At 67.4% G+C, this 19072-nt stretch carries 17 protein-coding genes; 6 read left to right on the top strand and 11 right to left on the bottom strand.

The window, feature by feature from the left end; translation table 11 throughout:
* Window positions 1-41: 41 nt before the first annotated feature.
* Window positions 42-1061, bottom strand: a complete 1020-nt coding sequence (locus tag B2Y21_RS09965) for an NADP-dependent oxidoreductase (RefSeq protein ID WP_292059392.1) — start codon at window positions 1059-1061, stop codon at window positions 42-44.
* A gap of 91 nt (window positions 1062-1152) precedes the next feature.
* Here B2Y21_RS09965 and B2Y21_RS09960 point away from each other — a divergent pair, with 91 nt between their 5' ends.
* Window positions 1153-1710: a TetR/AcrR family transcriptional regulator gene (locus B2Y21_RS09960; RefSeq protein WP_292059390.1), complete on the top strand. Its 558-nt coding sequence runs from the start codon at window positions 1153-1155 to the stop codon at window positions 1708-1710.
* Window positions 1711-1731: 21 nt separating this feature from the next.
* Here the strand turns inward: B2Y21_RS09960 and B2Y21_RS09955 are convergent, their stop codons facing one another.
* Window positions 1732-2700 carry a ZIP family metal transporter gene (locus B2Y21_RS09955; protein WP_292059389.1) on the bottom strand — a complete coding sequence of 323 codons (969 nt, stop codon included), beginning with the start codon at window positions 2698-2700 and terminating at the stop codon, window positions 1732-1734.
* A gap of 426 nt (window positions 2701-3126) precedes the next feature.
* Here B2Y21_RS09955 and B2Y21_RS09950 point away from each other — a divergent pair, with 426 nt between their 5' ends.
* The 4 genes from B2Y21_RS09950 to B2Y21_RS09935 all read left to right on the top strand — a co-directional run bounded on the left by B2Y21_RS09950 (window position 3127) and on the right by B2Y21_RS09935 (window position 5918).
* Window positions 3127-3591, top strand: a complete 465-nt coding sequence (locus B2Y21_RS09950) for a DUF2975 domain-containing protein (RefSeq protein ID WP_292059387.1) — start codon at window positions 3127-3129, stop codon at window positions 3589-3591.
* 11 nt (window positions 3592-3602) lie between these two features.
* A complete protein-coding gene (locus B2Y21_RS09945) occupies window positions 3603-3815 on the top strand; it encodes a helix-turn-helix domain-containing protein (RefSeq protein ID WP_292059385.1) in 213 nt (70 codons plus the stop codon).
* A 52-nt stretch (window positions 3816-3867) separates the two neighbouring features.
* Window positions 3868-5103, top strand: a complete 1236-nt coding sequence (locus B2Y21_RS09940) for a hypothetical protein (RefSeq protein ID WP_292059383.1) — start codon at window positions 3868-3870, stop codon at window positions 5101-5103.
* A gap of 62 nt (window positions 5104-5165) precedes the next feature.
* A complete protein-coding gene (locus B2Y21_RS09935) occupies window positions 5166-5918 on the top strand; it encodes a hypothetical protein (RefSeq protein WP_292059382.1) in 753 nt (250 codons plus the stop codon).
* Between the two features lie 180 nt (window positions 5919-6098).
* On the opposite strand, the gene B2Y21_RS09930 is transcribed toward B2Y21_RS09935, so the two are convergent.
* Genes B2Y21_RS09930 through B2Y21_RS09895 form a run of 8 tightly spaced genes read right to left on the bottom strand, consistent with a single transcriptional unit; the run spans window position 6099 to window position 16340 of the window.
* The gene (locus B2Y21_RS09930) at window positions 6099-6713 is read right to left on the bottom strand and encodes an HD domain-containing protein (protein WP_292059380.1); all 615 of its coding nucleotides are present in this window, start codon (window positions 6711-6713) and stop codon (window positions 6099-6101) included.
* 48 nt (window positions 6714-6761) lie between these two features.
* On the bottom strand, window positions 6762-7529 hold the full coding sequence (locus tag B2Y21_RS09925; protein WP_292059378.1) for a helix-turn-helix domain-containing protein: 768 nt from the start codon (window positions 7527-7529) through the stop codon (window positions 6762-6764).
* Window positions 7526-9265 carry a carboxylesterase/lipase family protein gene (locus B2Y21_RS09920; protein ID WP_292059376.1) on the bottom strand — a complete coding sequence of 580 codons (1740 nt, stop codon included), beginning with the start codon at window positions 9263-9265 and terminating at the stop codon, window positions 7526-7528. Before B2Y21_RS09920 ends, B2Y21_RS09925 begins: the two co-directional genes overlap by 4 nt.
* Before the next feature lies 1 nt (window position 9266).
* Window positions 9267-10148 carry an SDR family NAD(P)-dependent oxidoreductase gene (locus B2Y21_RS09915; protein WP_292059459.1) on the bottom strand — a complete coding sequence of 294 codons (882 nt, stop codon included), beginning with the start codon at window positions 10146-10148 and terminating at the stop codon, window positions 9267-9269.
* Window positions 10148-11635: an MFS transporter gene (locus B2Y21_RS09910; protein WP_292059375.1), complete on the bottom strand. Its 1488-nt coding sequence runs from the start codon at window positions 11633-11635 to the stop codon at window positions 10148-10150. Before B2Y21_RS09910 ends, B2Y21_RS09915 begins: the two co-directional genes overlap by 1 nt.
* Complete coding sequence (locus B2Y21_RS09905; RefSeq protein ID WP_292059373.1) at window positions 11632-12411, bottom strand: alpha/beta fold hydrolase; 780 nt, start codon at window positions 12409-12411, stop codon at window positions 11632-11634. The genes B2Y21_RS09910 and B2Y21_RS09905 overlap by 4 nt, the downstream gene beginning before the upstream one ends.
* Window positions 12408-13679, bottom strand: coding sequence for a serine hydrolase domain-containing protein (locus tag B2Y21_RS09900; protein ID WP_292059372.1), 1272 nt, complete (start codon window positions 13677-13679; stop codon window positions 12408-12410). Before B2Y21_RS09900 ends, B2Y21_RS09905 begins: the two co-directional genes overlap by 4 nt.
* A gap of 18 nt (window positions 13680-13697) precedes the next feature.
* A complete protein-coding gene (locus B2Y21_RS09895) occupies window positions 13698-16340 on the bottom strand; it encodes a TonB-dependent receptor plug domain-containing protein (RefSeq protein ID WP_292059370.1) in 2643 nt (880 codons plus the stop codon).
* Between the two features lie 207 nt (window positions 16341-16547).
* Here B2Y21_RS09895 and B2Y21_RS09890 point away from each other — a divergent pair, with 207 nt between their 5' ends.
* Window positions 16548-17294, top strand: a complete 747-nt coding sequence (locus B2Y21_RS09890) for a TetR/AcrR family transcriptional regulator (RefSeq protein ID WP_292059368.1) — start codon at window positions 16548-16550, stop codon at window positions 17292-17294.
* Here the strand turns inward: B2Y21_RS09890 and B2Y21_RS09885 are convergent.
* Entirely contained in the window at window positions 17277-18731 is a 1455-nt protein-coding gene (locus tag B2Y21_RS09885) for an AMP-binding protein (protein WP_292059366.1), read from the bottom strand. The two genes, B2Y21_RS09890 and B2Y21_RS09885, sit on opposite strands and share 18 nt — an antisense overlap.
* Window positions 18732-19072: the final 341 nt, after the last annotated feature.

The raw sequence follows: 19072 nt of genomic DNA, 5'->3' as shown, positions 1-19072 counted from the left end.
TGTAGTCACTCCTTCCAGTATATTGCGGCTCTCGCGCACCGTCAGTCGACCGTCAGGACCAGCTTGCCCTGCAGATGCCCTTCCGCCGCGCGGGCGTGGGCTTTCGAGACGTCCGCGAGCGGATAGGTGCTGTCGATCGCAACCCGGATCGCGCCGCTGGCCAGGAGGGGCGCCAGTTCGGCGAGCTGGGCGCCGTTCGAGCGAACCTGGGTGGCGGACACGGTGACGCCGAGCGTGTCGGCCTCATCGTGGCCATCGAATCCCAGAGGGAAGACCGGGAAGAGGGCGCCGCCGCGCTTGAGCGTGCGCAGAAAGCGGCTCGACGTCGGACCACCCAGTGAATCGACGACGAGATCGAGATCCCTGACGACGTCTTCGGGCGTGGTCTTGCCGTAGTCGATGAACTCGTCCACGCCGAGGTCCCGCAACAGCGCCTCGTGTTTTCCCGAGGCGACGGCGATGACACGCGCGCCTTTCAGTTTGGCGATCTGGACGGCGAAGTGACCCACGCCTCCGGCCGCGCCGTTGACCAGAACCGTCCTGCCGTCGAGCGGGACCGGGACGTGCGGACCGGGCTGAAGGGGGTTCGCTTCTTCATGACCGAGATCGACGAGAAACTGCCACGCGGTCAGCAGGGACATGGGGGCGCCGGCGGCGTGCACATGGTCCACGCCGACGGGCTTGATGGCGGCATGCGAAGCGGGCACGGCGACGTACTGCGCGTAACCCCGGCTGCCGCCCGCCATGCCTTCGGGGAAGTTGACCATGGCGTAGACCTCATCGCCGATGGAGAAGCCGCTGACGCCGTCGCCCACCGCCTCGACCTCGCCGGAGATGTCCGTACCGGGGATGGCGGGGAAATCGACCTTGGGTCGCCACTCGTCGGGCAGGGAAGTGAAGCCTTCGCGGAAGTACCAGTCCGGCGGATTGAGGCCCGCCGCGCGAACCCTGACGAGGATTTCGCCGGCCCTGGCCTCCGGTCGGGGCGCATCTTCGTAGACGAGAACCCCCGGGCCGCCGAACGCATGGAACCGGGCCGCCTTCATCGTTTGGACTGACATTGCTTTCCTCTCCAAAAGAGATCATCTACTGCTTCCGGAGCAGTGTTCCGCATATATCCGGAGCGGTGCTCCGTTTGTCAAGGAGCGAAAGTTGCGCATCGACGCCAGGCAGAATCGCGATCGGCTTCTCTCGGCCGCGCGGAGTGCGGTGACCGAGCAGGGCGCCGACGTTTCCCTTCGGGATGTGGCCCGCCGCGCCGGCGTAGGAATGGGCACCCTCTACCGTCACTTCCCGAGCCGGGAAGCGCTGCTCGAGACGCTGCTGCGCGCGGGTTTCGACGATCTCGCGGACAGGGCGACGGCGCTCGGGACCGCCGACGCGCCTGGCGAGGCGCTGATGATCTGGCTGCGGGAGGCGGTGGCGGCGGCCCATGAGTACAAGGGGGCGATCGACGCCATGGTGGCGGCGATCGCCGATCCCGGTTCGCCGCTTCATGCCTCTTGCCAGACCATGAAGGCGGCGGGTGGCGAGCTGCTCAAGCGAGCCCAGAACGCGGGCGAGGCCCGCTCCGACATCGATGGATCGGACCTCTTCGCCGTGCTCGCGGCGCTGGCGTGGCTCCGGGACCAGCCTGCCTTCGCTGCGCGCACGGATCTTCATTTCGACCTCATGGGCGGCGCCCTGCTGGTGCGATCGAAGACCCCGTGAACCGGGCGTCGCGCCGCCGGATCATCCGGCGTGCTGGATCAGGAGAAATGCGGCGAGGAAGCCGACGACCGTGATCAGTCCGATGAACGGCTGTGCGTTTTCGAAGGCTTCGGGGATCATGGTTTCGGCCAGCATGGCGAGAACCGCCCCGGCGGCGAAGGCGAGGATGGCGGGCATGAGGGCGGCCGGCGCTGCGCCCAGCAGAAGACTCCCCAAGAGGGCGGCCAGACCGATGACGACCGGAATGCCGATCCATACGGTGAAGATGTAGCGCCTCGAGCGACCGGCCAGCTTCATGCCCGAGGCGCTGGAGAGCCCTTGCGGGACGTTGGCCAGAAAGAAGCCGGCGACGACGCCCAGGCCGATCTGTCCGCCGCCGAGCAGGGAGAGGCCGATCACCAGGGCTTCGGGCACGCCGTCCATGAGGGCCCCGACGGCGATCGCCGCCCCGCTTCCCTTGTGCTCGGCCTCACTCGGCTGATGGACGCATTCTCCGCAGCGTTTGCGGTTCTTGGCGCCCGCGGCGGCGAGTCGCCAGTTGATCAGGCTGAATGCGGCGCCGCCCGAAAGGACGCCCCCGACCGTCGGGAGCAGGCCGCTCAGCCGGTAAGCTTCGGTCATCAGTTCTACCGAGACGACGGCGATGAGGACGCCTCCCCCGAAGCCCATGACGGCCGCGACGGTGCGGTGGCCGAGATGGCGCGCCAAGCTCGAAGCGAGGATGGCACCGATCAGCAGGCCGCTGGCTGACAGCAGGCCCCAGAGGCCCGCCTGAATGAAGATCGGCATCGACCCCCGCTGCATCCTGCCTGCTGAAATATATATGCACGGTGCATGGTTTTGGCGGGGTTGGCCAGCCCTCGCGCGTCGCCGTCGTTCAGACAGCGCGGCGGGTGACAGGCCAAGGATCCGGCTTTGGCGGCGGTCGCGATGAGACTCATGAGCAGATCGCGCACCGTTCGCTGCTGAAAGCTGGAGCTTGGATCTCAACGCAACAGGATCATCTGACGGGACGGCTTCGCTGGCGCGGCGCCCGGGCGATCCGCGAGAGTTTCGAGGGTCGGCCAGGTCGTTCCGCATCGACAGACGGCTCTCTCTCTCTCTCTCTCTTTCTCGCGGTCTGGTCCTCGGCGAGCGCCTCCGTCGGGCCGGGGGTCAGACCACCGCACTCCGCCCGACGCGTGCGGTCGTAGCGAAGCCGTAGCAAGACCTCCTGTCTGGCCTCAGCGCACCGCCTCAGAGTCGGGCAGACGATGGATTACGAAAGTTTCATCTCGAATATCGATAAATAGATTGATCGGAAAACGATAATTCGTATCGTTTATCGAGACGGCCGAGGGGGCCGGGAGGACTTTGAACATGGTAGCTCTGGTTGGACGGCGGTCGGTCGCCAGCGTCGTGCGATGGGGTCTGGGCGTGGCGAACGTCTTCGTCGCCATCGGCGCGGTCGCCTGTCTTTTCGCCCTGTTGGCGGCGCTGCTCGTCCCCGATTTCCTCGCCGGCGCCCTCGAAGCGACCCGCGATGCGGATCCCGCGCTCGGCGGGGCGGGGGCGTCGACGTTGTGGACGGTCATGGCGGGCGGCTTCTTCGCCTGCAGCTTCACATGGCTGATCATCGACCGGTTGCGTCGCATCTTCCTTGCGGTGAACCAGGGGCGGGCCTTCGAACTCGCCAATGTGGGTCGGCTGCGGACAATTGGCGCAAGTCTCGCCGGTCTGGAGATCAGCCAGCTGGTGATCAAGGCGATCGCTCCGCTGGATGGCGGATATCGCTTCGAACTCGACGTCGGCGCCTGGCTCGGCGTTCTGATCGTCTTCATGCTGGCCGAAGTCTTCCGCCAGGGCGCAGGCATGCGTGATGACGTCGAAGCGACCGTTTGACGGGCGGTTCGATGATCACCGTCGACCTCGACCGCCTGCTCCAGGCCCGCCGCATGTCCCTGACCGAACTCTCCGATCGCGTCGGCGTCACCATCGCCAATCTGTCGGTGCTGAAGACCGGGAAGGCGAGGGCCGTCCGCTTCACCACCCTGGAGGCCTTGTGCCGCGAGCTGGAGTGTCAGCCTGGCGATCTGCTTGGGTACCGCCCCGAAGACGAGGCCTAGTCGCCATGCGTGTCACGTTCCGAATTCCCTCCAACCACTCTCAGGCTTCACGATGACCCGCCCGCTTTTGATCGCCGCCAGCCTTGCTGCGCTGTTCGCCGCCACACCGGCTCTGGCCCAAATGGGGCCGCCGCAACCGCTGCCGGCGGACGTCTTGGCCGACACGGCCGACGAGCCGACCGCCTCCTTCCTCCGCGCCCATGTCGTGGCGGAGGGGCCGGTGACAGGTGGTCTGACCTTCGATTTTCCTGCGACCTTCTACGAGAACAGACTGTTTCTTCTGGCCGAAAGCCATGGCTCGGCGGCGCCTCAGATCCTCGACCTTGAGCTCCTCACGCATCTGAACGCGCGCATCGGCTTGACCGACTATGTGGCGGAGGTGGACCCGGTTCAGGGCGATCGGCTCAACCAGTATCTCGAAAGCGGCGACGAGGACGTCCTGGATCGTGTCTTCGACCACTGGACCACCATCGGAGCCCAGTGGGGCAACCGGTCCTTCGAGGACAAGGTCCGGGGCGTCAGGGCGCTGAACCAGGGACTGGCCGCCGAGCTGCGAATCCGGTTCATCGGCGTGGACGCCATACAGGATTGGGACCTGCTACGCGAGTGGGTCGAAGCGCGCGGCGGTTCGATCGACGCCGCAGCGTGGGAGGCCGGGGACCTGAAGGTTCGATCCGCCCTGGCGCTGGCGGCCCTGGACGGCCGTGCGGGAGATCCGGTCGGCCTGCGGCTGGTCGAGCTCCTGCGGCGTCTGTCCGTCGACAGCCACCGCGAGACGGCCATCTTCGAAACCTATGCGCACGCCGTCCGATCCGGCGAACTGGGCGACCGGCCGGCCTACGGCCTCTGGGGCATGTTCCACGCCATGCAGGGTCCGGTGAACGGCGCCATGCCGTTCGCGGCGCGGGTGGACGCCTCCGACCTTCCCGCCCGGGACCGCGTCGTCACCGTCGCGATCCTGTCGCTCGACAGCGCCGTCCAGATTCCGGTTCCGACGCCGTCCGGCGTGCAGCGGATGCGGCTGACGGATTTCAACATCGACGGTCCTTTCGTGAAGGTTCAGGGTTCGGCGACGCTTCGTGCGGCGTCCCGACCCGACCGCATCCTGGTGTTCGATCCGGGCGCGGCTGGCACGCCCGTAAGAGCGGGCGACTTCATGAGCATCCAGACCTCGGTGGGACAGGCGTTCAACCTGGATCCGTCGATCCCGTCCTCGGACTACGCGCAATACATCGGCGTCTTTCGCGGATCCGACTGGGCCGCACCCCGCGAGCAGACCGCCCCTTAACCGGAACGCTGCCGGGCGCCCTCGAACGCCTCCGCCGCCGACCTTCGATACGGAGACCGATCATGTGGTCCGACATCAAGACGAGCTACGGGTATGGCTGGGGGTTCGCCATCGCCTTTCCGCTGGTCTTCCTCATAGCGCCGCTCGTGGAGTTCGCCCAGCATGTGATCGAATGGCGCATCGGACTGTTCGACAACCTCGAACAGACCGAAGCCCTTGCCGGCCATCCGGCCCGTATGACGTTCGGTTACGTCAAATTGGCGGCCCTGATGATCGGCGGCCTCTGGATGAGCCGTTACCTCCACACCGGGGGCGATCGCCTCAAGACCGCCTCGATCGGCGGCGCTTCCGTGGCGGCCTTCGTTCCGGTCATCCTCGTCTTCCTGGTTCTCGACTTCGGCCTCGACCAACTGAACCCATGGCTCGACGAAAGCTCCCTCGGCAAGGCGGGTTCGATCGTGGCCGGGGTGGCGACCTTCCTGCTCGCATCCGTCCTGCAGGTCCTGCTCGCCGGCTGGCGCGTCGCGGTCCCTCTGGGCGACCGCGTGACGGGTCCGCTCACGTCCATCCGCCGTGGCTTCAGCATCCTCCTGCCCGGCCTGGCGATCTATTTCGCGGTCTTTCTGCCGCTCCTGGTGGCCCATACGGCGCTCAACGTCGGCATGGCGTTCGCCGGACCGGGCGCGCTTCTCTGGGGCCTCTTCGCGGTCGACAGCCTGCTCGTCGGTCTCATCGTCAACGCGCTTTGGGGGAGTTTCCACGCGATCTATCAACGAGGAAGAAGCAAGGCGGGTCTGGCTCCAGTCGCCCTCTGAAGTCGTACGCCGCGGCGTTCACAGCTCATGGCGTGCGCGGTCGACCGGCCACGCCGTCTCCCATCGGGCGACTGTCTCGCCGGGCACCCACCATAAGGCCGCGCTCAGAGGATCAGACGGGAGCTCGGTTGACGATGAGGCCCGGATTGCGAACCTGCGCGTAGGCCTCCGTGAGATCGGCTAGGTCGGAGAGTTTGATCGGTGCGATGCCGTCACGTGACCGCCGCCGAGACGCGCGAGCATCTGGCCATCGACGATGGAACGCGCAGCCATCGTTTGGGGATGGCTGTCGGTGTAGACGCGCCCGTAGCTCAGATTGAAACTGTAATCGAAGTCTTCGGCGTTCCGCCCAGCGAGGTGCTGGGTCATGGTCTCCAGCTTGTCGAGAGCCTTGGCTGCAAGGGCCTCCGGCGTCATGGCGTCGGCGTACTCGTCCCAACGCGCAAGGATCATATCGGCGAGATCGCGCGGCAGCGTTCTGACAAGAGTGGTCAGGTCAGCGCGTTCGCGGGCGGCTCGGTCCGGATCGTTCACCTGCAGCGGCGCCGGCACATCTCCCCCGACGACTTCCCCGAGATCATGAACGAGACAAAGCTCAAGCAGACGTCGGCAATCGAGGTCTGGACGGTCGGCGGCGAACAACATCGCCGATAGCGCCAGCCGCCAGCAATGCTCGGCCGTGCTCTCCTGACGTCCCTGTGAGGTCCGACCGGTTCTCAGTGTGTCCTTCAAAGGCTCGACGTCCTTCAGAAATTGCAGCACGGAGGCGATACGTCTGATGTCGGGCGTGTCCATTTCTGTTTCAGACCAGACTCGCAGCGCGATGCCCACCGCAGGAATAACTTATGCGGAGGACTGAACGAGCCGGGCGAAGGCGCCGTCCGCCAGCGCCAGCCGCGTGTAGCGAATGTCTCCGGTCGGAATGGTGAGTTCAGGGAAGTCCGCCTGGTCGGTCGAGACCGTCAGATCCTCCGCGAACGGCTCGTACCAGCCCTCCGACGCCAGGCGGGTCTCTCCAGCCTCGATCCCCGGGGTTGCGAACCGCCACAGCGACACCCCGAGCAGTTCGGTGTGCGAAACGCGCCATTGGCGTTCGCGAGCAGGGGAGACGGCGAGCAGCCGGTGCGAGAGGTCGCAGATCAGATGCATGGGCCGCGGGGCCGATCGAACGAGGTCCAGTAGCGCCCTGTCAGAGGCGGTCGTCGGACGTGCCGAAAGAAGGTCGAGAAGGGCGCTTGCTTCTCGCGGGCCCGGTTCTGCGGTGATCGATTCCCAGCGGGAAACCGTGGTTTGCGCGACGCCGACCAGCCCGGCGAGGGACTCCTGCTTCACCCGGTTGAGCAAGCGCCAGCGTCGCAGGCTGCGGCCCAAGGCGGCGGGGGATGGAATCAGTGTCGAGCGCCTCAACGTCATCATCCTGATCGCCTGAACGGGAGAATGCGGATGTCTTATTCCGCCGCGTCGGCGGCCCGTCGTCAACCGCACCAGTTGATCACCCTCCCAAGCGAGGTTTCGGTCGAGCCCCGTCGCGACCCGCTCTCCTTCCATTTCGCGGCGGCCCCCCTTGCGACCCGCGCTTCTGATTGGCGTGGCGAGGGCGCCGTGCTTCACCTCCTGCGCCGCTCAGCGGTGGCCGACAATCCTGAGCCAGGGCGCTCAGGCGTGTTCGCGACCGGGCGCCCAAAGCCGAGGCCGCAGGATTCAGGTTCCCGGTTCTCGCCAGGGCCAAGGCCGAGGACAGGCAATGGGGGCGCGATGGTGCCGACATTCCAGTGCCAGGCCAGGCCTGCGCCGCGTCGGCGGCACACCACCTCTTCCACGAGGTCGAAGCCGTTGGGCGGCGCCGCGCGCATGATGGGCGCGTTCTCGAAGGCCATGTAGTCGCGGTCCTCCCCATAGGGGGACCAGCGGACGCCGTCGACCTCGCCGGGGCGGCCGTCCCGCGCGAAACCCGCCCAGAAGTCGGTCATGGCGTCAGAGAGCCGTTGCTCTGTCGCGGTTGCGGGGATGGCGGGCCAGTAACCGGGCGTGGCGTCGATGCCGCCGAAAACGAAGGGGATTTCGGAGCCATGAAAGGCGCGCAGGCCCGCCGCCTCGGCAGCCGGATAGCCATGGTTGAACATATAGAGAAAGGCGGCCTGACCCAGCGCCGTCTGGTCGCGGACGATCCGCTCCGACGTCCAGCCGTAAAGGGCGTCGCGGGTGGCCGAGAGCCGGCTGGCGTCGAGGTCGGCCGACGGATAGTTGCGTAAAAAGGCCTCCGCCAGATCGCCGTAGCGCGCGCGTATCTCGCGCTCATAGCTTTCCGTATCCGCGGGCGCGGGCGGAAGAAGAAAGCGGAGCGACCGGATCTCGCCTTCGTTGTAACCCGCGAGGAGCGGCACGTCCGCCTGATCGCCCCGATCGAAGACCTCGATCGGCTGGCGCGGGAGATGCCGCCCGTCGATGACGCCGAGCGGGATCCACGGGCTCCGCGCATCGCTGCCGACGAGGGCGGCGGTGTCCAGGTCGCGAAGAGCCTCCAGGCTCGGGGCGCCGAGCCGGTCGGCCAGGGCGGCCCCGGCGGTTTCCGCGTCCGGCCAGTCCGTCCACCGGCCGTCGCGCAGTTCCGGCATTGTGATGAGGTAGGCGCTCTGGGCGATCACCCCATGAAAAAGTCCCCGCGCCTCCGGGGCGGTCATCAGATACAGGGCGCTGAGCGCCCCGGCGGATTCGCCGGCGATGGTCACCCGACCGGGGTCGCCGCCGAAGGCCCGGATGTTTCGCTGAATCCAGCGCAGGGCCTCGATCTGGTCGAGAAGACCATAGTTGCCGGAGACTCCCTCGGGCGACTCCGCGCTCAGCGCCGGATGCGCCAGCCAGCCCAGGGCTCCGAGACGATAGTTGATCGTCACCACCACGACGCCGCGATCAGCGAAGGCCGATCCGTCGTAGAGGGGATCACTGCCGGCGCCGCTGACCAGCGATCCGCCATGAATCCAGACGAGGACCGGCGCGTCCTGCGCTCCGGCGGACGTCCAGACGTTCAGAAACAGGCAGTCCTCGCTGACCGCCGCGTGATCGTGGAACGGCGAGGCGGGCTGCGGACACGCGGCCCCGAACCGGGTCGCGTCGCGAACGCCCCCCCAGGAGGGGGACGGGGCAGGCGGGCGCCATCGCCGAGAGCCGACGGGAGCCTCGGCGTAGGGCAGTCCGCGGAAGACGCGAACCGCGCCGTCCTGCTCTCCACGAACACGCCCCGCCGGCGCCTCGAGGATCGTTTGCGTCTGGGCGGCGACGGGCGTCGCGGTCAGGGCGACGCCTGCGGCGAGAAGCGCTGCGATCTTGCGCGTACATCCAGTGATCACGTCAGGCGCTCCCCGGCGTGGTGTAGCCGGCCTTGTGCAGTTCGAGCCGGCTCTGTTCGAGCGCGTCCCGGGGCGTCCACGCGTCCGAAAGATCCCCGATGTCGGCGAGACGCGCCAGGATGGCCTCGGCCGTGTCCGGACCATCGGGCAGATGAACGCCCCGCGTCAGGAGGATGCGGGCGGTTTCAAAGCCGCCCGCGCCGGCGCACAGGATGACGCGATCCGGCGCGTCCTGCGCGACCAGCGCCAACATGGCGGGGCTCACCCGGTCGGGATCGAGCAGGCTGAGCTGTTCAGGGGGCAGGATGCCCTCCATCATCCCGGTCGCGGCGGTCGGCGCCAGGCAGTTGACCCGGATCCCGTAACGCTCGCCCTCAAGACCGAGCGTCTGCATCAGGCCGACGAGCGCCATCTTGGCGGCGCCGTAGTTGGACTGGCCGAAGTTGCCGTAGAGGCCCGACGAAGAAGTCGTCATCACGATCCGGCCGTAGGTCTGCCCGCGCATGATCTCCCACACCGCCTTTGTGCAGTTGACCGCCCCCATCAGGTGCACGTCGACGACGAAGCGGAAGTCGTCCAGCTCCATCTTGGCGAAGGTCTTGTCGCGCAGGACGCCGGCGTTGTTCACCAGAATGTCGACCCGGCCCCATTTGGCCATGGCCTGATCGATCATGCCGGTCACGAAGGCCCGGTCCGTCACCGACCCTGTGGCCGCGAACGTCTCGCCGCCTTCGGCCCGGATCTCATCGGCCACAACCTGTGCGGCGTCGCCCATGTCGTTGATGACCACCTTGGCGCCCCGTCGCGCAAGCAGCCGGGCGTGCGCGCGGCCGAGACCGCCGCCCGCACCGGTCACAACCGCGACCCTTCCGTCGAGCCGGATCACGCCGTCGGCTCCGTCGGATGCGCGGGGACGCCCTTGCGCCGTTCCAGGTCTGCGATGATTTCGGCATGGCGCTTGCGCGTCAGGTGATAGCCGATGAGGAAGAGCGGCGAGAGCGCCGCGAAGGCCGCCGGAAGCGGGCCGGAGATCAGCGCCAACTTCTCCAGGACCTCTCCCGGGATGGCCGCGCCGGGCGCCCGGGACGCGAGGTCGGTCGGGAAACGGATGGCGTCGAGCGCGAGCCCGGCGATCAGACCGCCGAGACCCGAGGCGGCCTTGTACGCCAGGGTCAGGCCGGAGAAGAACAGGCCCTCCCGGCGCACCCCGAACAGATGCTCATGCTCGTCGGCGGTGTCGGCCAGCATGGACTGGAAGCCGATGCCGCCGACCATGATCGCGGTTCCGACCAGCAGCCCGTTGATGAACAGGACGATCGTGGCGGCGGCGGGGTCCAGCCGGACCGGCCCGTATAGCTGCAGCAGCGGCGGCCAGACGAGGAAGAGCGCGATCGCGAGGAAGGCGGCGATCGAGAGCGTGCGCTTCTCGATGCGGCGCAAGGCGTAGGCGCTGAGGGGCGCCCCCAGAAGGGGGCCGAGCGTGGCGCTGAGCAGGATGAGCTGGATCGCGCCCGTGTCGAGGTTCCAGAAGTAACGGCTGGCGTGCAGGGCCAGGGAGACGTGGGCCGAATAGGCGAGGAAATAGGTCAGCACCGTGCCGAACAGCACCAGGAAGGAGCGGTTGCGCGAGAGCTCGATCATCTCGCGGGCGAATCCGCCCAGGAAGCCGCCCGATCCCGCCTCCGGTCCGTGAAGGCGCGGCAGGGCCTGGCGCACGGCGCCGATCGAGATCGCGCCGGTCACGAGCATCACCGCCGCGCAGGCCCAGGCGAAGGGGACGTAGGCTGTCCGGTCCAGAAGGCCGTCAGGTCCGGCCATGAACACCCCCAGTCCCAGGACGACCCCGGCCAGAATGCCGGCGTTCTGGAACGACAGCCGGAAGGAGACGATACTTGCCCGCTCCCTGTAATCGTCGGTGACCTCGGCCCCGACCGCGGTAAACGGCAGCACGAAGGCGGACAGGGACAGCCGGAGCACCACGAGGCAGACGGTGACATAGACGAACTGCGTCGCGCCGCTCAGCGACGCGGGCATCGAGAACAGCAGGCCGAAGGCGGCGGCGAACGGCAGCAGTCCGCCCACCATGAAGGGAAGGCGCCGGCCGTAGCGTGAGCGCAGCCGGTCGCTGGCCAGGCCGATGGCCGGATCGGCGACCGCGTCGATAAGCAGGGCGATCAGCTTGGCGGTCCCCGCGAGCGTTCCGGACATGCCGCACACGGCGGTCAGGTAGAACAGGAGAAAGAAGCCGAAGCCGGCGGCGACGACGCCGTCGGCCATGGCGCCGGCGCCGTAGGCGGACTTGAAGCGGACCCCGAGGGGCGCCGCGCGGGCCACCGCCGCCGACTGTTCGGCGGCCAGGGTGGGGGTCATGCTTGTTCTCCGCTGGTCTCGATGAAATGCGACACCCGCGCCGCCGCGGCCGCGCCGTGAGTATGGATGACCGTCTCATGATCGCCGGTCAGGCTGATGAACCGACAGCCCGTCGCCTCGGCGAACCGGCGGCCGGCGTCGTGATAAAGATCGTCCCGGCCGATCCACAGCGCGGTGGGGGCTGGACAGGCGGCGACGCCCTCGGCCAGGCCCGCCAAGGTGTTCATGGCGTTGATCGCCATGGCCAGCCCCGGCTCGCGCTCCGGTGTGACGTCCTCAAGCAGCTCGGGTCGGCCCTGCCGGACCAGGGCGGTCAGGACGTCGTAGGTGATCTCCGCGAATCCCCAGGCCTTCGCCGGCGTGTACATGCCGTCCACCACGTCCCAGCCGCCGATCGCCAGGGAGGCGATGCGATCCGGGTGACGGGTCGCCAGGGCCGAGGCCGCCCAGCCGCCCATGGAGTATCCGACCACGTGCGCCCGCTCCACGCCGGCCGCGTCGAGCGCCGCGGCCAGATGGTCGGCCCGGCGATCGGGGCCGTAGGCGCCCGGATCCGCCGGCGCGTCGCTGTCGCCATGACCCAGGGCGTCCGGTGCGATGATCCGACGGCCGCTCGACAGGGCGAGTCCGAAGGGCGAGCGGGCGAAAACATCGCCCCGGCCGTAGGCGCCGTGGACGAGCAGCACGGGATCGCCCTCGCCCTGATCGAGAAAGCGGATGCGATCGCCCTGAACGACCGCGTCGGCTTTCCGCGTAGCGCCGCCGGCCGGCCTCATGACCCGGCCTCGGCGCGACCGGTCAGGGCGTCGTAAACACCGTGCTGGAAGATGGGCAGGGCCTTTCGTCCCGCCGCTCCCCTCCCGGTGGCCACCGTCGATCCCGATCGGGCCGAGACGGGCACCTGATGCTGGATCAGATAGATCATGACCAGATCATGCACCGGATCCGCCTGCCACCAGGTGCCGAAAACGCCGGGCCAGGTGACGGCGCCCGCCGACCCGACGGAATAAGGATTGTCCGTCAGGTCCTCGGCGATCGACAGCCCCAGACCGAACCCCGACTTGGTCCACAGGTCCATACCGGCGAACGGGACACGCCGCTGGGCCGGCGTAAGCCGGTTGCGGGTCATCATCGCCAGGGTCTCGGGTCGCACCAGCCTGACCCCGTCCGTCTCACCCCGTCCCAGAACGAGCCGGGCGAACCGGTGATAGTCGGCGGCGGTGGAGATGAGGCCCCCGCCGCCGGGCGTGTAGGCCGGAGGCGCGTCGTACATCTCCGTGTCGACGCGTTTCAGCCCTCCGTCCCGCTCGTCGTGAGCATAGAGCGTCGCCAGGCGGGGCCGCTCGGCGGGCGGCAGCCAGAAGTCGGTGTCCGACATGCCGAGAGGGCGCAGAACGCGCTCAAGAAGAACCTCGCGGAACGGTCTGTCGAGCACCCGGCCGATGAGGAAGCCGAGCACGTCGGACGAGTGGCCGTAGTGGAACCGGTCCCCCGGCGGGTAGGCGAGGGGAAGCCGGCCCAGCGCGGCCAGCCAGTCGTCCACCGTCATGCGGTTCATCCCGGGATCGCCGAGAGCCGCTTCATACGCCTGCTTCAGGGGCCCCTCCGAAAAGGGCGCATAGGCCAGGCCCGAGCGATGCGTCAGCAAATCCTCCACCGTGATCGGCCGGTGCGCGGGCGTCACCGCTTCAAGCGGTCCCGCCGGGTCGCGCATCACGTCGAGATCGGCCAGTTCGGGGATCCAGCGTGTGATGGGGTCGTCCAGCGCGATCCGCCCGTCCTCGACGAGCATCAGCGCGGCCAGGGACGTTACCGGCTTCGTCATCGAGGCGATGCGGAAGAGCGTATCGGCGCGCATGGGGCGCCGGCTCTCCAGATCGCTCCACCCGATCGCCTCGGACTGAACCGTCTCGCCGCCGAGGGTGACGAGGGTGACGACGCCGCTGAGCTCGCCTCTGTCGACGAACGCCTCGAGCGCCGGCCGAATGGCGGCGAGCCGATCGGGATTGAAACCGATCTCGCGCGGGGGAAGCTGGAGGGCCATCGGGGAGGATGCGCCGACTCAGAAGCTCTTGCGCAGGTTCAGGCCGACGAACCTGCCGATCGGATTATAGGCGCCGCCGATCCCGTCCGTGGCCGGGAAGAAGGGCGGGGTCTCGTCGAACAGATCGTTGATCTGAAGTCCCAGGGTCGTCCCGCTCGACCAGCCCGTGTCCGGCAAGGTCCAGGACGCGCGCAGATCGACGGTGACATAGGCGTCGGCCCGGTAGGAGCCGATCCCGGTCGGGGTCGTGAAGTTGTTGCGGATGCCGTCGCGGTAGTTGACGAAGCCGGCCAGACTGATGTCTCCCATGACGGCCCCCAGGGTGGCGCGCGCGGTGGCCCGGGAGACGCCGAGGCGGAGACTGTCGGCGACGGGCGCCGCCGGAGACAGCTGGGTGTCGAAGTTGAGGATGTAGTTGCCGGCGAGGTCGGCATACATGGACCCGAAGGCCGTCGACCAGCGATAGTTGACGTCGAAATCCACACCGTCCGTCTTGCGGACCCCGAAGTTGTTGAGGCGCAGATCGAGGAAATTGCCGATGGCGGGCAGGGGGCTCGGCAGGTTGACCGGCACCGCGCCGGTCAACAGGCCCGTCAGCTCGGTCGCGCTCGGGTTGCGATAGACGATGGAGGTGAAGGTCGGGTCGGTGAAGACCACAGCCGCCGAGGGCGTCCCGATCACATTGGTGTATTCGATGTCGTACCAGGTCAGGCTCGCGCCGAACCCCGTCAGAAAGGCGGGGCGCCAGTCGAAACCGAACGAATAGGTGGTGGCTTCTTCCGGCTGAAGGTTGCGGTTTCCGCCCAGCAGATAGACGGTGGCCACCTGATTGGCGCCGCGTGTGGGATCGTTGGCCGCGACGGCCGCGGTGGCGGCGTCCAGATAATAGGCGCCCACCGTGGCGCCCACCTGGCGCATGCCGGGCGCGCGGAACGATTGGCCGTAGGATCCGCGCAGCGAAAGGCCGTCGAGAACCTCCCATTGGACCCCGACCTTCGGATTGCTCGTGGAGCCGAAGTCGCTGTAGTCGTCGTAACGGCCCGACAGGGAGATCGACAGACTTCGAGCGAACGGCGAGGGGGCGTCCGACCCGATCAGCGGGATGAACAGTTCGCCATAGACCGAGGCGATGTCCCGTTCGAGATCCTCGGGAACGGGGGTGGCGCCGACGAACCCCGCCTGCTCGAAGGTCTCGCGCCGGGCTTCGACGCCGAGGGCCATCTTGATGGGACCGGCCGGCAGGTCGAACAGCGGCCCGGTCAGCCTGATCGCGCCGAGCTGGGTGCGCTGATCGATGGTCAAGAAGGTCGAGGAGTTCAGAATGCCAGCCACGATCCCGGGCGCGGTGCCGGAACCAAATGGATCAAGCGCGGTCGAGGTCGTCGTCCCCGCCGCCGCGGCGGCCAGGGCGGCGGCGTTGATCGCCGGCAGATAGGCGATGTTCTCGGCCCATCCGAAGGTGCCGTAGACGCTCAGGTCGAACTCCCGGGGCAGACGAATGTCGAGCCCGGCGGAGGCGTTGCCGACCTTGCGGTCATCCAGATTGGTGAAGTGATCGTCCCCGATCAGGTTGTCTGGGCGGAAGAGAACCAACTCGGTCGTAGCACCCGTGCCCGGGGGCGCGCGGAAGAACGGGTTGGTGCTGGAGATGGCGACGGACTGAACCGGAGGGGAGACCCGGATTTCCTCGCGGCGGTCGGTGTACAGGAGCTCGCCCCACACTGTGGCCAGTTCACCGAGGTCCTGCCGACCCGAAAGAAAGCCGGCGTGGATCCGGGCGGCCGGGAGCAGGTCCGCCGGAGCGCCGTTGTCACAGAAGTTCCGCGTGTTCGGGGCCAGGTCCGGGGCGGCGTAGTTGACCGCGTAGAATGTGGTGTTCACCAGAACGTTCGGCGACGGGCAGTTGACGCCCCGGGTGTCGATGCCGCCGAAGTCGCGGAAGTCCTGCTGTCGATAGTCGCGGTCACCGCCGGTGATGTTGTCGGTGCGGGTGTACTGATAGGCGGCCAGAAGCGATCCCGTACTCCAGGTGCGGCCCGCCAGGGCCCCGACATGGCCGCTGTGATAGTCGTCTCCGACGCCGTAGCTGGCCATCGTCTCCAGCCCGGACACGCCGCGTCGCGTGATGAAGTTGACCACGCCGGCTACCGCATCCGAGCCGTAGATGGACGAGGCCCCGTCCGCGACGACCTCGACCCGTTCCAGGGCGAGGGCGGGGATTAGCGGAAAGTCCGGATTGGTCTCGTTGGCCGCGGCCGCGACCAGACGGTGGCCGTTCATCAGCGGCAGGGTGGCGTTGGCGGGAAGACCGCGCAGCCCCGGGGCGAACGACCCCACGCCGCCGAGGCTGGGCGAGGGGGCGGTGTTGAAGCTGTTCAGCTGCGGCACCGTCGCGAGAAGATCGGGCGTATTGGCTGCGCCGAGGGTCTCGATGTCCTCCCGCGACACGCTGATCAGATTGGATCCGGTGGGCGGAACGCCGCGAATGCTTGTGCCGGTGACGATCACCTCGTCCAGCACGCTGGCCGCGTCGTCCTGCGCGGGCGGCGGCTCCTGCGCCGACTGGGCCATCGCCGACTGCGGCAGCGCCAGAGCCAGAGCCATGGCGGCGAGCGATCCGCCGAGGGCGAGCCGCCCCCTCGATCCTGAAGCGATCATCATCCGTTTGTCCTCCCCGACCGGCGGTTTTACCGCTCTGATGTCGACGCCCGAGACGGGCGATTTCCCTAGTTCGTTTATTTAGCACTAAATAAAAACTGATCGTCAAGCTCATTCAATCGCGGCTAAACCAACTCGCCCTTCATCCTTGACCGGGCGCCGGCCCTGCCTCATCGTTCGCGAACAAGATCGAACCGGGAACCCGACCGAATGCCATCGACGGCGAAAGCCTCAGGGCGCCGCACCCGCGCCGAGCAGCGCGCCGCGACCGTCAGACTGATTCTCGACACGGCGGAGGACCTGTTCTCGCAACGGGGATATTTCGGCGTCACGATCAAGGATGTGGCCGACCAGATGGGCATCCATCCGGCCCTGATCCACTACTATTACGACGGCAAACAGGCTCTGTTCGACGCGGTCTTCCAGCGTCGGGTCGATTACGCCGTCGAAGCCCGCACCGCCGGCCTCGACGCCTACGCGGAGGAGGTTGGAGACCATCCCACGGTGGAGGGCGCGCTGATTGCCTATTACGATCGCGCCTTCGACGTCTACATCAACGGCGACGAGGGATGGCGCAACTTCGGGCGCATCTTCGCACAGGTCAACAATGCGCCAGGCTATGGCGCCGAGAAGATGGATCTGTACTTCGACCCCCTGGTCCTGAGACTGATCGGCCTGTTGCGAAAGGCTCTGCCGGACGCCGATCCGGAGGACCTGTTCTGGAGCTTCCAGTTCACCTCCGGCGCCTATTCGCTGATCCTGTCGCGAACCGGCCGGATCGATCGTCTGTCGGACGGTCTGTGCGCTTCGGACGATTTCGAGGCCGTGCGGGAGCGTTTCGTCACCTTCATGTCGGCGGGCTTCAACGCCCTGCACACGCAGCGTCGCACGCGACCTGCTCCGAAACGCCGCGCCGGCAGGCCCCGCCCCCGGTCGAAGTCAGTCTCCGACCGGTAGCCGGGCCTTGCGAAGAGCGGCCCGACGCACCTTGCCGGCTTCGTCGCGAAGCGGCTCGTCGGTGAACTCGATCCGTTTGGGCATTTTGTAGCGGGTCAGGCGCGTGGCGAGGAAGGCGAGCAGGGCGTCCTCGTCAGGCCCGTCTTCTCCGACGCGATGAACGATGGCGTGGACACGCGCGCCCCACTCGTCATCCGGCAGGCCGATGACTGCGCTGCCCCTGACGCCCGGGTGCGCTTCGAGCGCCGCTTCCACCTCCTGGGGGTAGATGTTGGCCCCGCCCGAAATGATCAGGTCGTTTCGCCGGTCGGACAGATAGAGATAGCCCGCCGCGTCGAGGCTGCCGAGGTCGCCCGGCGCCTCCCACTCGCCGATGCGCCGGGCCTCGCTTCCCAGATACCGATAGGTCGATCCGGCCCCGCCTTCGGGCCTGAAGAAAACCTCGCCGACCTCGCCGGCAGGAAGATCCTCGCCCTCCGGTCCAAGGATCCGCAGGGCGTAGCCGTCGCGGACCTTGCCGACCGATTCCCTGTGTTCGAGCCAGTCCCGTCCGGAGATGATCGTCGAGCCGGTGCCTTCGGTGGTGCCGTAATACTCCCACACCCTGTCCGGCCCGAGCCAGTTTATCCAGGCTTCCTTCAGCCAGGGCGCGCAGGGCGCCGCCATATGCAGCACCATGCGCAGGCTGGGCAGGCTGAAGCGCGAAAGGACGTCCGGGCCCAGCCGCCAGATGCGTTGCATCATGGTCGGCACCATCGTCACCCAGGTGACGCCGTGAGCCTCGATCAGTTCAAGGGCGCGCAAGGCGTCGAACCGCTCCATCTCGATAACGGTCGCGCCGGTGAACATCCCCATCGTGACGCAGTGGAACGGGGCGTTGTGGTAGAGCGGTCCGGGATTCAGGATCACGTCGCCCGGCCTCTGTGTCAGGAAACCTTCGGTGGAATCCCACTGCCCCGGCATCGCATCGAGGATCACCTTGGGCCGGCCGGTGGAGCCTCCGCTGGTCATCGCTTTCCAGTTCGGCGAGATCGCCACCGGCAGGGGATCGGCCGACATGGCGTCCATCGGCTCGTGGGGCCCGATCGCGTTCAGGCCGGGCGGCGGCTCGGCGCCGACGAAAAGCCGCGGTCGCACCAGGTCGATGATGGCTTCGAGTTCGGGACGTGCGAGTTTGGCCGAGACGATGTTGGGCACGGCGCCCAGTTTCCAGATCGCGAAGATCGTCTCGTAGAATGCGAGGCCATTCGGCAGCGCAACGGTCACAAAATCTCCGTGCGCGACACCCTTGGCTGAAAAGGCGCGGGCGCGCCGGTTCGATAGCATGTCCAGCTCAGTGTAGCGGATCGAACGATCACCGATGCGGATCGCTATGCGCTGAGCATCGACCCCCGCGTGATGCGCAAGGATCGCCCCCAGTGGCACCTGATTGGTCATGTAGCCCTCCGCCTGTCACCAGCAATCCATTAACTTAGCGCTAAATGAATGAAAAGGGTCCGGACCGATCTGGCCATGGTTCGCACGTCTTCGGCGTTAGAGACGACGTGTTTGGGGATCACGTTGAAAGTCGGCAGAAATCGCCCTGCTCCGCCGTCTGACTGTGTCCAAGCCGGCGGGAGTATGTTTCCGGATGATTGTTTCGGCGGGCCAACAGAGCAGCCCGCTGCGCCGGCCAACCCGCGCCCACGGGGCGCTAGCCAAGCTTTCTGCGTGATGATCTGGTGATGCAGGGATTGCTACTGCGTTGGCGCCTTTGCCGAGACCCGAAGCCTTCAAGG

The organism is Brevundimonas sp. UBA5936, assembly GCA_002430835.1.
Taxonomy (GTDB): Bacteria; Pseudomonadota; Alphaproteobacteria; order Caulobacterales; family Caulobacteraceae; genus Brevundimonas.
This window is presented reverse-complemented; position numbering and strand designations above follow the sequence as displayed.

Bases quoted from the DNA above. Each gene is read 5' to 3' on its own strand.
- B2Y21_RS09965 (WP_292059392.1), bottom strand. From the start codon at position 1,061: ATGTCAGTCCAAACGATGAAGGCGGCCCGGTTCCATGCGTTCGGCGGC.
- B2Y21_RS09945 (WP_292059385.1), top strand. From the start codon at position 3,603: ATGATCACCGTCGACCTCGACCGCCTGCTCCAGGCCCGCCGCATGTCC.
- B2Y21_RS09940 (WP_292059383.1), top strand. From the start codon at position 3,868: ATGACCCGCCCGCTTTTGATCGCCGCCAGCCTTGCTGCGCTGTTCGCC.
- B2Y21_RS09935 (WP_292059382.1), top strand. From the start codon at position 5,166: ATGTGGTCCGACATCAAGACGAGCTACGGGTATGGCTGGGGGTTCGCC.
- B2Y21_RS09930 (WP_292059380.1), bottom strand. From the start codon at position 6,713: ATGGACACGCCCGACATCAGACGTATCGCCTCCGTGCTGCAATTTCTG.
- B2Y21_RS09910 (WP_292059375.1), bottom strand. From the start codon at position 11,635: ATGACCCCCACCCTGGCCGCCGAACAGTCGGCGGCGGTGGCCCGCGCG.
- B2Y21_RS09905 (WP_292059373.1), bottom strand. From the start codon at position 12,411: ATGAGGCCGGCCGGCGGCGCTACGCGGAAAGCCGACGCGGTCGTTCAG.
- B2Y21_RS09900 (WP_292059372.1), bottom strand. From the start codon at position 13,679: ATGGCCCTCCAGCTTCCCCCGCGCGAGATCGGTTTCAATCCCGATCGG.
- B2Y21_RS09895 (WP_292059370.1), bottom strand. From the start codon at position 16,340: ATGATGATCGCTTCAGGATCGAGGGGGCGGCTCGCCCTCGGCGGATCG.
- B2Y21_RS09890 (WP_292059368.1), top strand. From the start codon at position 16,548: ATGCCATCGACGGCGAAAGCCTCAGGGCGCCGCACCCGCGCCGAGCAG.
- B2Y21_RS09885 (WP_292059366.1), bottom strand. From the start codon at position 18,731: ATGACCAATCAGGTGCCACTGGGGGCGATCCTTGCGCATCACGCGGGG.